Source organism: Microbacterium sp. LWH13-1.2, assembly GCF_038397735.1.
Classification (GTDB): Bacteria; Actinomycetota; Actinomycetes; order Actinomycetales; family Microbacteriaceae; genus Microbacterium.
Genome location: NZ_CP151635.1, coordinates 734,117 through 747,628 on the forward strand (window position 1 = coordinate 734,117; position 13,512 = coordinate 747,628).

Sequence of the window (13,512 nt, forward strand, 5' to 3'; positions counted from 1 at the left end):
CCGTCTCTCTCCTGATGCTGCTGAGACAGCATCGCCACCCCCCGGCAACCGACCGAACCCCGGCCGGTGAGCCCGTCTGAACGACGGCCCCGGAGATCAAGACGATGATCGTCGACGTTCATGACGCCACTTCGGGCCAAAGTATCGGGATTCCGACGCGCGCTGAGCGACGCGACTCGATTCCGGAAAGAATGAATCCGAGTTCGTCCACGCCGTAGGGTGGGGGAGTGCTCGACCTCACCGCCGATCTGAGCCCTGAAAAGGGACCCTCCGCCGTCTCCCCGGAGTGGCAGGACCCGTCTCGATTCTGGCCGCGCCTCTCGGCGGCCACCGGCCATCTGCCGGCTCCCGTGGCGGTGATCGATCGCGAGGCTCTGCGCCACAACGCGATGGACCTCCTCGTCCGCGCGGGAGGGCTCCCGATCCGAGTCGCCTCGAAGTCCGTGCGTGTGCGCTCGGTGCTCGACGCCGTGCTGCAGCTGCCCGGCTACCGGGGGATCCTGGCGTTCACCCTCGCCGAGGCTCTGTGGCTCGCGGAGACCCATGACGACATCGTGCTCGGCTATCCGACGGTCGACCGCAGCGGTCTCGCCCAGCTGTTCGCGTCCGAGGAAGCCTCCCGTCGCATCACGCTGATGGTCGACGATCCCGCGCATCTCGACGTCATCGACAGTGTCGCGCCCGCGGGAAGCCGGCCCGACATCCGGGTGGCCATCGATGCCGACGCATCACTGCGTTCAGCCGCGCTCGGTCACATCGGGGTGCGCAGGTCGGCACTGTTCACCGCCGGCGAGGTCGCCGCGTTCGCTCGCACGATCGTCCGTCGCCCCGGCTTCACGCTGGTCGGGCTGCAGATGTACGAGGCGCAGATCGCCGGCCAAGGCGACAACGCCGGAGCGGATGCGCCGGTCATCCGTCTCGTCCAGGCTCGATCGCGCGCCGAACTGCGCGATCGGCGAGCGGCCATCGTCGACGCTCTGACGGACATCGCACATCTCGAGTTCCTCAATGGCGGGGGCACCGGTTCGCTCGAGTTCACCGGCAGTGACGAGTCACTGACGGAGGCGAGTGCGGGCAGCGGGCTGCTGGGCGGCCACCTCTTCGACGGCTACCGCTCGTTCCGCCCCGCTCCGGCATCCGCCTTCGCATTCGACGTGGTGCGTCGACCGACCGCCGACATCGCGACGGTGCTCGGCGGCGGCTGGATCGCCTCTGGACCCGCACTGGCGTCCCGCCAACCTCTTCCGGTGTGGCCGTCGGGGTTGCGCACGCTCCCTCGTGAAGCTGCGGGGGAGGTGCAGACGCCGTTGCAGGGTCGCGCGGCGGGTCGCCTCGGCGTCGGAGACCGCGTCTGGTTCCGCCATGCGAAGAGCGGCGAACCCGCCGAGCGCACCCTGAGCTATCAGCTCGTCTCCGGCGACGAGATCGTCGACGAGCTGCCGACGTACCGCGGCGAGGGAAAGGCGTTCCTGTGACGAGGATCGGTGGCACCTGGCAGAACTGGGGGCGATCGGCGCAGGTGAAGCCGCTTCGGGTGGAGCGACCTCGGACGCCGGAAGGGGTGCAACGCGCCGTCAAGGCGGCCGTGGCACAAGGGCTCACCATCAAGGCGGTCGGCGCCGGCCACAGCTTCACCGGAATCGCCGTGGCACCCGGGGTGCTGCTCGAGCTCGATGACCTCCAGGGTCTGGTGTCGGCCGATGCCGCCACCGGGCGGGTCACGCTGCTCGCGGGCACGCGGCTGCACCGCATCCCCGGCCTGCTCGCGCCGTTCGGGCTGGCGATGGAGAATCTCGGCGATATCGATCGGCAGTCCATCTCCGGCGCGATCTCAACGGGGACGCACGGCACCGGCGCGAGGTTCGGCGGACTCGCGACGCAGGTGGCGGGCGTCACGCTGGTGACGGCGGCGGGCGAGTTCCTGCGCATCGACGCGGAGCAGAACGCCGAGATGCTGCCTGCCGTCGCGCTGGGTCTCGGTGCGCTCGGCATCATCGTCGACGTCACGCTCCAATGCGTGCCGGTGTTCGTGATGAAGGCGATCGATGAGCCCGCGCCGCTCGATGACGTCCTCGCGACCCTGACGCACCGTCTCGCAGCCTCGGATCACTACGAGTTCTATTGGTTTCCGCACACCGACGTCGCGCTGACCAAACGTCAGACCCGCGTGCCGGAGTCGACTCGACGCCAGCCTCTCCCGGTGGTGGGCAGGTGGATCGATGAGACGCTGCTGTCGAACGGTGTGTACCGAGCCGTCTGCGCGGCAGGGCAGGTCGTGCCCGCGGTCACTCCGCCTTTCAGTCGACTCGCGGTGAAGCTGACGGGCGACCGCCAATACACCGATCTGTCGCATCGAGTGCTCACGCAGAGCCGCACAGTGCGGTTCCGCGAGATGGAATACGCGCTGCCGGCCGAGAACGTGGTCTCCGCCTTCCGCGCCGTGCGGGCGCTCATCGAGAAGCGCGGGTGGCGGATCGAATTCCCGATCGAGGTGCGGTTCGCGGCGGAGGACGACCGGTGGCTCTCGACCGCATACGGGAGAGCGACCGGATACATCGCCGTGCACCGATACTGGCGAGCCGACCCGACGACGTACTTCGAGGCTGTCGAGCAGATCATGATCGAGCACGGCGGGCGCCCGCATTGGGGCAAGCTGCACACTCTGGGCTCCGAGCAGCTGCGCGAACGCTATCCGCGATTCGGCGACTTCACGGCGCTTCGGGATCAGCTCGATCCTGATCGTCGATTCACGAACCGGTATCTGGATCGCGTCCTCGGTGGATGATCGGGAAATCCGGCGGCCGTGCGGCCGCACCCAGTCGACGCGCAGACTGCGCCGATAGGATGAGACAAACACGAGGAAGGGTGGGCCTCTGATGGAATGGCTCGTGCCGGTACTGATCGTCGTCGGTGTGATTCTGCTCATCGGAATCTACCTGTGGGCGACCTACAACTCGCTGGTGCAGCTGAACGTGCGCGTCGACGAGGCATGGAGTGGCATCACCGTGCAGCTGAAGCGCAGGGCTGACCTGATACCCAACCTCATCGAGACGGTGAAGGGCTACGCCTCGCACGAGAAGGCGGTATTCGAGAACGTCACCCGTGCGCGCGCCGAGACGCTGTCCGCCGGAAGCCCCGGAGAAGCGGGAATCGCAGAAGGACACCTGCAACAGGCCCTTCGCAGCCTCTTCGCGGTCGCCGAAGCGTATCCGCAGCTGCAGGCGAGCCAGAACTTCCTGCAGGTTCAGCAGGCGCTCGTCGACACCGAAGACAAGATCCAGGCGGCCCGCCGGTTCTACAACGGCGGCGTCCGAGAGCTGAACACGAAGATCAAGGTGTTCCCCAACAACCTGTTCGCCAAGGGGCTCGGATTCACCGAGCGCGAGTTCTTCGAGGTCGCGGACAGCGGGGCGATCTCCGAACCGCCACGCGTGCAGTTCTGACGTCCGAAGGCCCGATGCGCACCGCGCATCGGGCATTTTGCGTACCCGGGCGGAGGAGTCGGGTGCGGTACTTCACCAGACGTCGAGATCGACTCTGTCTCCGTCGAGCGCGACGTCGCCGCGGACGCTCCACGATTCGGTGCGGTAGGTCTCGGTTCTCGCGGCTCCGTCCTGCCCGGTGCCCGACACCGTCGCGACGAGAACTCCGCCGTCGGCGACGAATCCGTCATCGGTCAGCTCCAGCACGGGCATCCGATCGATTCGGAAGCGCACGCTCTCGACCGCGGCGAACTCGGTACCCCAAGGGATCCGGATGCCGCACCCCTCGGGGACGGCCGCGCCGGCGACCTTCTCCGCCGTGCAGCTCTCGAGATGCTCGTCGAGCTGCTGCTGGGCGAGCGACTGTGGGTCGGTGGTGGGTGCGACGGTCGCGGCGGGCGATGCCGGGGTCGACCGGGGGACGCTCGTCGACTGCCACAGCCACACTGCCGCCCCGGCGATGATGAGGGCAGCGACCCCCGCGCCCATCGTCCACGCGAGGCGACGAGTCATGTCACCGTCTCCCGGGCATGCACATGGCGGCGGACGGAGGCCTCCGGCCGGCCGGAGAGGGCAGAGTGCAGGCTTTCGGCAGCGGTGCCCCACCCGGAGACGGAGATGTGGGCGAGCCCCTGCCACGACGCGGCGAGTGACAGCTCGGCAGCGATCCGCTCCGCATCTTCGTGGGGTCGCGACTGTGGCTCCCACCACGCCGACTGCACCTGCAGGGTCGAACTCGCCCGGTCGGACTTCAGATCGACCCTGGCGACGATACGGTCGCCGACCAGCACCGGTAACGAGTAGTAGCCGTAGCGCCGCTTCTCGGCGGGGACGTAGATCTCGATGCGGTAGTCGAGCTCGAACGCGCGCAGCGCCCGGTCGCGGAACCAGACGACCGGGTCGAACGGCGTCAGCAGTGCCGCGGCGTCGACCTTGCGCGGGAGAACGGCCTCGTGGTGTCGCCACGCGGGAAGCGGGCGCCCCGCTCGCTCCCAGCCTCGCACCGCGACCGGGTGGAGCTCTCCGGCATCGACGAGGTCGGAGATGGACTGCGACACCGCCGCGCGATCGCGGATGCGGTGATAGTCGGCGAGATCGGACTGCGTGGCGACTCCGGAGGACCGTGCCGCACGGCGTGTGAGCTCGCGGATCGCCTGGTCGCGAGGGATCTGCTGAGAGAGCACGGCGTCGGGAATCACGTGCTCCGCGAGGGCGTAGCTGCGCTCGAACCCCTTGCGGCCGCTGATCGCCACGTCGCCCGTGCGCCACAGGTGCTCGAGGGCGAGCTTCACGTCGTCCCAGTCCCACCAGGTGCCGCGCTCTCGGGGAGCATCCGCTCTGAGGTCGGCGGGACGCAGGGAGCCACGGTCGCGCAGTTCGTCCCGCACCCAGCGCAGGGTGCGGGCATTGGCGCTCATCCAGGAGTCCGGCCCCGACCAGCGTGCGCGGAAGTCGTCCATGCGGAACCGCCAGAGCGGCCAGTCCTGGACCGGGATGAATGTCGCCTCGTGAGCCATGTACTCGACGTAGTGGGTCGTGCGAGAGTGGAACACCCGGTCGAGCAACGTGGGGTCGTACGAACCCAGACGCGAGAACAGCGGCATGTAGTGCGAGCGCGCGAACACGTTGACCGAGTCGATCTGCAGCACGCCGAGCCGATCCATCACACGGTGCACGTGCCGAGCCGACACGGAACCCGGGCGGGCACGGGTGAATCCCTGAGCGGCCAGCGCGATTCGACGCGCCTGGGCGGAGCTGAGAGTGTCGGTCACGTCGCCAGCGTATCGCCGGCGTCGGACATCGTGACCCCGTCGTCATGCCGCCCGCAGCAGCGCCGTAGACTTGGGCGATGAGCGAAGAGCAGCGTCCGCGGCTGAGGGATCTCTTCCGTCCGCGCCCGGCGACGTCGGATCGCATTCCGGCCGTCGACGCCGATGCGACAGTGCCCGTCGGGCTGCGTGTCACCGCAGCATACGCGTGGCGGGTGCTGCTGATCGCCGCGGTCGTCGCAGGCTTCATCTGGCTCGTGATCGAACTCAAGCTGCTCGTCATCCCGCTCATGGTCGGCATCCTGATCACCGCGCTGCTCTGGCCGGGGTTCCAGTGGATGCTGCGCCACCGGTTCCCGCGGTGGCTCGCCGTCGCGCTCTCGATCATCGGCACGCTGGCGATCGTGTCGTTGCTGCTGTGGCTCGTGATCTGGCAGATCCGTGCGCAGCTCCCCGATGTCCAGGCGCGCAGCTCCCAAGCTGTCGACGAGTTCCGCACGTTCCTGCTCGACGGTCCTCTGCACCTGAGCGAATCGCAGATCCAGGGATACATCGATCAGGGCCTGCAGATCATCAACGAGCAGACGCAGGCGCTCCTCAACGGCGCTCTCGCCGTCGGCACCACGGCCGCGCATGTCGTGACCGGCGCCGTGCTCTCGCTCTTCATCCTCATCTGCCTGCTCGCCGACGGGCGCGGCATCTGGAAGTGGACGCTGCGCCTCTTCCCGCGCGCCGCGCGTCCCGCTGCCGACGCCGCGGCGAGCAACGGGTTCGCCACGATCGTCAACTACGCGCGCACGCAGATGCTCGTGGCGGCGATCGACGCCGTCGGCATCGGCATCGGCGCCGCACTCCTCGGAGTCCCGCTCGCGATTCCCGTGGCGGTGCTCGTCTTCCTTGGATCCTTCATCCCGATCGTGGGTGCCGTCGTCACCGGCGCGATCGCCGTGCTGCTCGCGCTCGTGTACAACGGCCCCTGGATCGCGCTCGCGATGCTGGCCGTGGTGCTCGGAGTGCAGCAGCTCGAGGGCCACATCCTCCAGCCGATCCTGATGGGGTCGGCCGTGAAGGTGCATCCGCTCGCTGTCGTGCTGGTCGTCGCCGGCGGCTCGATGGTCGGCGGCATCCCCGGCGCGCTGTTCGCGGTGCCGCTCGCGGCATTCGTCAACGTCGCAGCCGTCACCGTCAGCACCGGGTCGTGGCGCACCGGTGACCAACCCGACGCAGACCTTATCTGGAGTACAGTTCCGCGCGAGCGGAGACGGAGGAATCGATGAGCGCAGTCCCCAGCCTGACCGAGTTCGAGAGCGCTGCTCAGAGTCTGGCTGAGGTGATCACGCACACACCGACGCTTCCGTCGCGGGCGCTTTCCGACATTCTCGGCGCACCCGTGCTGCTCAAGATGGAGAACCTGCAGCGCACCGGTTCGTTCAAGATCCGCGGCGCGGCCTATCGCCTGTCCCGGTTGAGCGCCGAAGAGCGTTCTCGTGGCGTCGTGGCGGCTTCCGCCGGGAATCACGCCCAGGGCGTCGCGCTGGCGGCCCAGGCGCTCGGCATCCCCGCCACGATCTTCATGCCCATCGGGGTGCCGGTGCCGAAGCTGCTCGCCACGCGGGGGTACGGCGCGGAGGTCGTGCTCGAGGGTGAGACCGTGGCGACGTCACTCCGCCTCGCCTCGGAGTTCTCCGAGCGCACCGGTGCGATGCTCATCCACCCGTTCGACCACCGCGACGTCGTCGTGGGTCAGGGAACTCTCGGCCTCGAGCTGCTCGACGATGCTCCCGAGGTCGACACGATCGTGCTCGGGATCGGTGGCGGCGGTCTGATCGCGGGAGTCGCGGCGGCGGTCAAGGCCAGGGCCGCTCAGCTCGGACGCACGGTTCGCATCATCGGGGTGCAGGCCGAGAATGCGGCGGCGGTGCCGCCGTCGCTCGATGCGGGGCATCCGGTCGACATCGAGACCAAGCCGACCATCGCCGACGGCATCCTCGTGGCCCGCCCTGGCGCGATCCCGTTCGACATCATCAAGGATCTCGTCGACGAGGTGGTCACCGTATCCGACGACGATCTGGCTCGTGCGATCCTGATCCTGCTCGAGCAGGCCAAGGTCGTCGTCGAGCCTGCAGGAGCCGCGGGAGTCGCCGCGATCCTTGCGGGCAAGGTATCGGCGACGGGTACGACCATGGCTGTGCTGTCGGGCGGCAACATCGACCCGCTGCTGCTGCAGCGCGTGGTCTCGCACGGCCTCGCGGCATCCGGCAGGTACCTGACGATCCGCATCCCGCTGCCCGACCGCCCGGGTCAGCTCGCGCGCGTCTCCGAGCTGATCGCAGAGGCGGGAGCCAACGTGATCGAGGCCATGCACACCCGCCATGGCCACGGGCTGCAGATCAGCGAGGTGTTCCTCGAGCTCAGTGTCGAGACGCGCGGCGCCGAGCACTCCGAGCACACCCTCGACACGCTGCGTCGAGCGGGCTTCCACCCGATGATCGTCCCGGACTGAGCACCCGAGCATACGAAGAGGCCCCGTCCGAGCAGACGGGGCCTCTTCGTACGGCGGGCATGATCGCCCGGGCTGCGTGTCAGCCTGTGTAGGTCTCGACGTTGACGATCTCGACGGCGATGGAGCGACCGTTCGGAGCTTCGTACGACGACTTCTCACCGACCTTGAGACCGAGGATCGCCTGCCCGAGAGGGCTGGCCTCGCTGTACACGTCGAGGTCGCTGCCGCCGGCCGCGATCTCGCGGCTTCCGAGGAGGAAGACTTCTTCGCCTCCGGCGACCACCGCGGTGACGACGGTGCCCGGCTCGACGATGCCGCGGCTGGCAGGAGCCTCGCCGACCTTCGCCGTCTTGAGCAGGTTCTCCAGGGTGCGGATGCGCGCCTCCTGCTTGCCCTGCTCGTCCTTGGCCGCGTGGTAGCCGCCGTTCTCCTTGAGGTCGCCCTCTTCGCGGGCCGCTTCGATGCGCTTGGCGATCTCGTCGCGTCCCGTCGTGGACAGGTGGTCCAGCTCGGAGACGAGCCGGTCGTATGCTTCCTGCGTGAGGAAGGGAACCTGAGCGTCAGTAGACATGACGAAGCTCCTTCGGTAGGTACCCGCCGACGATGTGCGGGGGATATGCCAAGACGCCCCGGCAGGTTGCCAGGGCGTCGTCTTGCTGCGATGAGTCTAGGCGACCCAGCAGCTGTTCACCAAACCTGTCGTGGCCTCAGAGACGGTGGGAACGGTGGCCGACAGAGCCTGGGAATGGGTGTCGCCGGCGGGGATCTCGACGACCTTCCACCCCACGACACCGAACTCCTCGTCGAGCGCTTCGACGATGCAGGCCACGTCCTTGCCCTGCACTCCCGTGATCTGGAACCGCACGTTCACGGTGTGCTCGTCGACCAGATCGAAACCGAGATCGTCGGAGTCGACCGCGTTCATCTGCGTGGTCACGGTCATCCATCCGAAGGCTCCGACGAGCAGCACGGCGATCGCGATGACCACGATCCACGGACCTCGTCGCCGGCGGGTGCGGCCGTATCGGTCATCGAGCTGTTCTGCGGTTGTCACGGCGTGGCGCTTCCGGTCGTTAGGCTGGTAACTCCAGGTTATGCGACCTGCGCATGAAAGGCCGACTCCGTGCTTGCTCTGACCGAGACCCCGATGCCGACGCCCACGATGACGGTCGACCCCCAGCTGGTCACGCCCGGCTTCGTCGGCTTCGCCGCTGTGGTGATCATCCTGGTCGCCGTGATCCTTCTGATCCTCGACATGAACCGACGGATCCGCCGCGTCCGCTACCGGGAAGAGGTCAGAGAAGAGCTCGATGCCGAAGAGGCCGCGCTCCAGGCCGATGAGGCGACCGAGACGGATGCCGACCTGCCGATCGTCCGCGAGGGCGACGACGATCCCGAGAAGCGCTGATCGCTCGCTGAGCCGCTCAGGCTCCGAGTGACGGCGACAGCGGTGCCAGGGCGATGAGCAGGCATGCTGTCCAGTGACACAGGAACGCCAGCACCGTGCACACATGGAAGATCTCGTGGAAGCCGAAATGGCCGGGCCACGGGTTGGGCCTCTTGAGCGCGTAGACGATCGCCCCGCCGGTGTACAGCAGGCCTCCGACGATGACGAGCACCATCATCGCGACGTTCGCGACGAGCAGGTCGGCCATGTACATGACGGCTGCCCAGCCGAGCACGAGGTACAGCGCGACGTAGAGCCAGCGTGGTGCGTTTATCCAGAACACCCGGAAGAGGATGCCGAGCAAAGCACCGCTCCAGACGAGCACGAGGAGCAGCGCACCCTTCTCGGGCGGCAGGGCGAGCACGGCGAGTGGCGTATAGGTGCCGGCGATGAGCAGCAGGATGTTCGCATGGTCGATCCGCTTGAGGACGACTTTGACCTTCGGACTCCAGTCGAACCGGTGATAGAGCGCGGAGTTGCCGAAGAGCAGCAGCGACGTCGCCATGAAGACCGCCGCCGCCCATTTCGCAGCGCCGCCCTGGGCGACGATGATGAGCACTGCACCGGCGACGATCGCGATCGGGAAGGTGGCAGCGTGGATCCAGCCGCGCCAGGTGGGCTTGATCTCGACTGCCGCATCGTGCGCCGCCTCCTCCAGGAGGGGCAGCTGGGGGACGTCAGGTACCGAGGAGTCGGGTGTGCTCACGCCCTCACTCTATGCGGGCCGCCATTCCACCAGGCGTACATATCCTGAGCGTCAGCCCACTCGCTCAGGCCTCGGCACGATAGCGTAGGGAGGTGATGTCACGTGATGGTCAGGGGCGGGGGCCGCTGTACCGGCTCTACACCAGCAGGCTGCGCCGCCACCTCGACCCGGCGTCCGTTCCTCACCATGTCGCGATGATGATCGACGGGAATCGGCGATGGGCCCGACAGCTCGGATACGAGACCCCGGCAGAGGGACACCGAGCAGGTGCCGCCAAAATGCGGGAGTTCCTCGGATGGTGCGACGAGCTCGGCGTGCGCGTCGTCTCGCTGTATCTGCTCTCCAGCGACAATCTGCTCAAACGCGACTCCGCAGAGCTGGCAGACCTCATCGAGATCATCGCGGAGCTCGCTGAGGCGCTGTCGCAGGAGCCCAACTGGCGTGTCAAGCACGTCGGGCGATCCGATATTCTGCCGCCGGAGCTCGCCAGGGTGCTCGACGACGCGCAGGAGCGCACGCGCGATCACACCGGACTCCATGTGAATCTCGCGGTCGGCTACGGCGGACGCAACGAGATCGTCGACGCGGTACGCAGCATCGTCACGTCGCATCAGGCCTCGGGCGGAACGATCGAGGATCTCGCCGCGCACCTCACGCCCGAGATGATCGGCGAGCACCTCTACACGGGCGGACAGCCTGATCCGGACCTCGTCATCCGCACGAGCGGTGAGCAGCGCCTGAGCGACTTCCTGCTCTGGCAGAGCGCCCACAGCGAGTTCTACTTCGTCGAGGCTCTCGGTCCGGATCTCAGGCAGGTCGACTTCCTGCGAGCGATCCGCGACTTCGCCGACCGCGATCGGCGTTTCGGGCGCTGATCCGAGGCCTCTGCACCGTCGTGCCAGAATTGGTCGGTGAGTGCTTTCGACGCCTACCTCGCCTCTTTCGAGGGTGAGCCGGGATATCTGAACTGGGCTGCCTTCGGGCCGCTGTCTCCTTCCGTCCGCGAGGAGGTGTTCGCCGACGCGGATCTGCTCGCGAGCGGTCGTCCCTCGTCGCTCGCGCTCGTGGCAGAGCGGGTCGGACAGGCACAGGATCTCGTCGCGGAGATGCTCGGGGCTGAGCCCGCGGATATCACCCTTCAGCCGTCCTCGACTCACGGCCTGATGCACGCCCTGTACGGGTTGAGCGGATCGGTCATCGCGGGTGGCGCCGAGTTCCCGAGCGTCAGCCTCACCCTCGAGCGTGCTGCCGCGGCATCGCGCGGATCGCTCGACCCGCGTTGGCTCACGCCGGCGGACGGACGCATCACGCCGGATGCCGTCGCCGACGCGCTCGACGCGGATGTCTCCGCTCTGGTGCTGAGCCACGTGGATTTCCGCACCGGCTATCGCGCCGACCTCGCGGCGCTGCGAGAGCTGATCGGTCCCGACCGTCTGCTGATCGTCGACGCCGTGCAGTCCTTCGGTGTGCTGGACGTCGACTACTCCGCAGCCGATGTCGTGGTCGGCCACGGATACAAGTGGCTCCGCGCCGGGCGCGGCAGCGGTTTCGCGTGGTTCTCGCCCCGCGCGCGGGAGAGGATCGCGCCGCTGCTCAGCGGCATCACAGGCTCATCGTCCGCGGGCCTTCCCGTCGACGAGCTCCCGGCTCCGGCACCGACAGCACAGGCCTACACGGTCAGCGGCCCCGACACGCTCGCGGCCGGTCGGCTCGCGATCGGCCTTCGAGACATGCGCGACGCCGGCGTGGCGACGATCGAGGCACGTCTCGCCGAGCAGGTCGACGAGGTCCTCGAGATCGCCGACCGGCACGGCATCCCGGTGATCTCCCCCCGCGCGCGAGAGCACCGTGCCGGCATCGTGTCGCTGCTGCCCGCCGAGCCCGCGCATCTCGCCGCGGCGCTGGCGAACGCGGGTCTCGTGGTCACCGCGCGCGGCTCATCTATCCGGGTGGCGCCCCACGCAGGCACGGATGCCGCCACGCTGGCGATGCTCGACGAGGCGCTTCAGGGACACGGCACCACCCGTTAATCAACACGTAACGAAGTGGTGGCGTGTCGAGTCGCGTTAATGTCGGCACCTGGTCGTAGCTTCTAGGCATCGGGCAAGGTGCCCGTCGGGTCGGCCTCAGGTTGACGACTCGTGACCCCCTGGTCGACTCGTTCGAAAAACCGGGATTCTCCCCGGGTCGGGAGTGGGTCGTGACCTCACGTACAGCGCAGCAGTCCGCAAGCACCGCGCAGCAGTCCACCCGTAAGACGACGACGCGAGCGGCGTCCGCTGATCCTGATCAGGATCTCCGGACCTACGTGCTCGACACGTCCGTCCTGCTGAGCGATCCGCAGGCGTTCTTCCGGTTCGCCGAGCATTCGGTCGTGCTCCCGGTGGTCGTCATCACCGAGCTCGAGGGCAAGCGCCACGACCCGGAGATCGGCTACTTCGCCCGGCAGGCGCTGCGTCACCTCGACGACCTGCGCGTCGAGCACGGTCGACTGGACTTCCCGGTCGAGGTCGGAGAGGGCGGCACGCTTCGCGTCGAGCTCGCCAACACCGATGCCTCCGTGCTTCCGGCAGGTATCCGGCTCAGCGACAACGACACCCGCATCCTCTCGGTCGCCATGCATCTGGCGCAGGACGGGCAGGACGTCACGATCGTCTCGAAGGACCTCCCGATGCGCGTGAAGGCCGCGTCCCTCGGTCTCCGTGCCGAGGAGTACCTGGCCGAGCAGGCGATCGACTCCGGCTGGACCGGCATCACGACCTTGAACCTCTCGGGCGACGAGATCAGCGACCTCTATGAGAGCGAGGTCGGCATCAGCGAGGACGCCAGGGGGCTTCCGGTGAACACCGGCCTCATCATCCACTCCGAGCGCGGCTCCGCCCTGGGGCGGATGACCGGCGACGGCGAGTACAAGCTCGTACGAGGCGATCGCGACATCTTCGGCATGCACGGCCGCTCGGCCGAGCAGCGCATCGCGATCGATCTGCTGACGGACCCCGACGTGGGCATCGTCTCTCTCGGCGGACGAGCGGGCACCGGCAAGTCGGCGCTCGCGCTGTGCGCCGGACTCGAGGCGGTGCTCGAACGGCAGCAGCAGAAGAAGATCATCGTCTTCCGCCCGCTGTTCGCGGTCGGCGGCCAGGAGCTCGGGTACCTTCCCGGAGACCAGGGCGAGAAGATGGGGCCCTGGGGGCAGGCCGTCTTCGACACCCTCGGCTCTGTGGTCTCGGGCAACGTCATGGAAGAGGTCGTCGAACGAGGCATCCTCGAAGTGCTGCCGCTGACGCACATCCGTGGCCGGTCGCTCCACGACGCTTTCGTGATCGTCGACGAGGCGCAGTCGCTCGAACGCAACGTACTGCTCACGGTCCTCAGCCGGATGGGACAGAACTCCCGGGTCGTGCTCACTCACGACGTCGGCCAGCGTGACAACCTGCGCGTCGGCCGCCACGATGGCATCGCCAGTGTGATCGAGACGCTCAAGGGACACGACCTGTTCGCACACGTGACGCTGATGCGGTCCGAGCGCTCTGCGATCGCCGCCCTCGTCACCGAACTCCTGGAGGGTGGCGAACTCAGCTGAGCTCGCCCGGAAGCGGATGCCG

The 13,512-nt window shown here is 67.9% G+C and carries 14 protein-coding genes; 9 read left to right on the forward strand and 5 right to left on the reverse strand.

Annotated features, from left to right (window positions below):
• Positions 1-227: 227 nt before the first annotated feature.
• The 3 genes from MRBLWH13_RS03290 (at position 228) to MRBLWH13_RS03300 (ending at position 3,443) form a co-directional block, all read left to right on the forward strand.
• Positions 228-1,475, forward strand: a complete 1,248-nt coding sequence (locus tag MRBLWH13_RS03290; protein ID WP_341956889.1) for an amino acid deaminase/aldolase — start codon at positions 228-230, stop codon at positions 1,473-1,475.
• Positions 1,472-2,785, forward strand: a complete 1,314-nt coding sequence (locus tag MRBLWH13_RS03295) for a D-arabinono-1,4-lactone oxidase (RefSeq protein ID WP_341956890.1) — start codon at positions 1,472-1,474, stop codon at positions 2,783-2,785. Before MRBLWH13_RS03290 ends, MRBLWH13_RS03295 begins: the two co-directional genes overlap by 4 nt.
• A gap of 91 nt (positions 2,786-2,876) precedes the next feature.
• On the forward strand, positions 2,877-3,443 hold the full coding sequence (locus MRBLWH13_RS03300; protein ID WP_042542063.1) for a LemA family protein: 567 nt from the start codon (positions 2,877-2,879) through the stop codon (positions 3,441-3,443).
• 72 nt (positions 3,444-3,515) lie between these two features.
• Here the strand turns inward: MRBLWH13_RS03300 and MRBLWH13_RS03305 are convergent, their stop codons facing one another.
• Entirely contained in the window at positions 3,516-3,995 is a 480-nt protein-coding gene (locus MRBLWH13_RS03305; RefSeq protein ID WP_341956891.1) for a hypothetical protein, read from the reverse strand.
• Positions 3,992-5,254, reverse strand: a complete 1,263-nt coding sequence (locus MRBLWH13_RS03310; protein ID WP_341956892.1) for a crosslink repair DNA glycosylase YcaQ family protein — start codon at positions 5,252-5,254, stop codon at positions 3,992-3,994. The genes MRBLWH13_RS03305 and MRBLWH13_RS03310 overlap by 4 nt, the downstream gene beginning before the upstream one ends.
• Positions 5,255-5,331: 77 nt before the next feature.
• Between MRBLWH13_RS03310 and MRBLWH13_RS03315 the strand changes: the two genes are divergently transcribed.
• Both MRBLWH13_RS03315 and ilvA read left to right on the forward strand, forming a co-directional pair.
• Positions 5,332-6,528: an AI-2E family transporter gene (locus tag MRBLWH13_RS03315; RefSeq protein WP_341956893.1), complete on the forward strand. Its 1,197-nt coding sequence runs from the start codon at positions 5,332-5,334 to the stop codon at positions 6,526-6,528.
• Positions 6,525-7,754: a threonine ammonia-lyase gene (gene ilvA, locus MRBLWH13_RS03320; RefSeq protein WP_341956894.1), complete on the forward strand. Its 1,230-nt coding sequence runs from the start codon at positions 6,525-6,527 to the stop codon at positions 7,752-7,754. Before MRBLWH13_RS03315 ends, ilvA begins: the two co-directional genes overlap by 4 nt.
• 79 nt (positions 7,755-7,833) lie before the next feature.
• On the opposite strand, the gene greA is transcribed toward ilvA, so the two are convergent.
• A complete protein-coding gene (greA, locus tag MRBLWH13_RS03325) occupies positions 7,834-8,325 on the reverse strand; it encodes a transcription elongation factor GreA (protein WP_056508676.1) in 492 nt (163 codons plus the stop codon).
• 96 nt (positions 8,326-8,421) lie between these two features.
• Positions 8,422-8,808 (reverse strand): DUF4307 domain-containing protein, encoded by a 387-nt coding sequence (locus MRBLWH13_RS03330; RefSeq protein WP_341956896.1) that lies wholly within the window; start codon positions 8,806-8,808, stop codon positions 8,422-8,424.
• A 69-nt stretch (positions 8,809-8,877) separates the two neighbouring features.
• Between MRBLWH13_RS03330 and MRBLWH13_RS03335 the strand changes: the two genes are divergently transcribed.
• On the forward strand, positions 8,878-9,162 hold the full coding sequence (locus MRBLWH13_RS03335; protein ID WP_235560660.1) for a hypothetical protein: 285 nt from the start codon (positions 8,878-8,880) through the stop codon (positions 9,160-9,162).
• Positions 9,163-9,178: 16 nt separating this feature from the next.
• Here the strand turns inward: MRBLWH13_RS03335 and MRBLWH13_RS03340 are convergent, their stop codons facing one another.
• Positions 9,179-9,907, reverse strand: coding sequence for a hemolysin III family protein (locus MRBLWH13_RS03340; RefSeq protein ID WP_341956897.1), 729 nt, complete (start codon positions 9,905-9,907; stop codon positions 9,179-9,181).
• A 95-nt stretch (positions 9,908-10,002) separates the two neighbouring features.
• Here MRBLWH13_RS03340 and MRBLWH13_RS03345 point away from each other — a divergent pair, with 95 nt between their 5' ends.
• From MRBLWH13_RS03345 to MRBLWH13_RS03355, 3 genes are all read left to right on the forward strand, one after another.
• Positions 10,003-10,782 (forward strand): isoprenyl transferase, encoded by a 780-nt coding sequence (locus MRBLWH13_RS03345; protein ID WP_056508681.1) that lies wholly within the window; start codon positions 10,003-10,005, stop codon positions 10,780-10,782.
• Positions 10,783-10,818: 36 nt separating this feature from the next.
• Positions 10,819-11,937: an aminotransferase class V-fold PLP-dependent enzyme gene (locus tag MRBLWH13_RS03350; RefSeq protein ID WP_341956898.1), complete on the forward strand. Its 1,119-nt coding sequence runs from the start codon at positions 10,819-10,821 to the stop codon at positions 11,935-11,937.
• A 278-nt stretch (positions 11,938-12,215) separates the two neighbouring features.
• Positions 12,216-13,490, forward strand: coding sequence for a PhoH family protein (locus tag MRBLWH13_RS03355; RefSeq protein WP_341958387.1), 1,275 nt, complete (start codon positions 12,216-12,218; stop codon positions 13,488-13,490).
• The last annotated feature ends 22 nt before the right edge of the window (positions 13,491-13,512 follow it).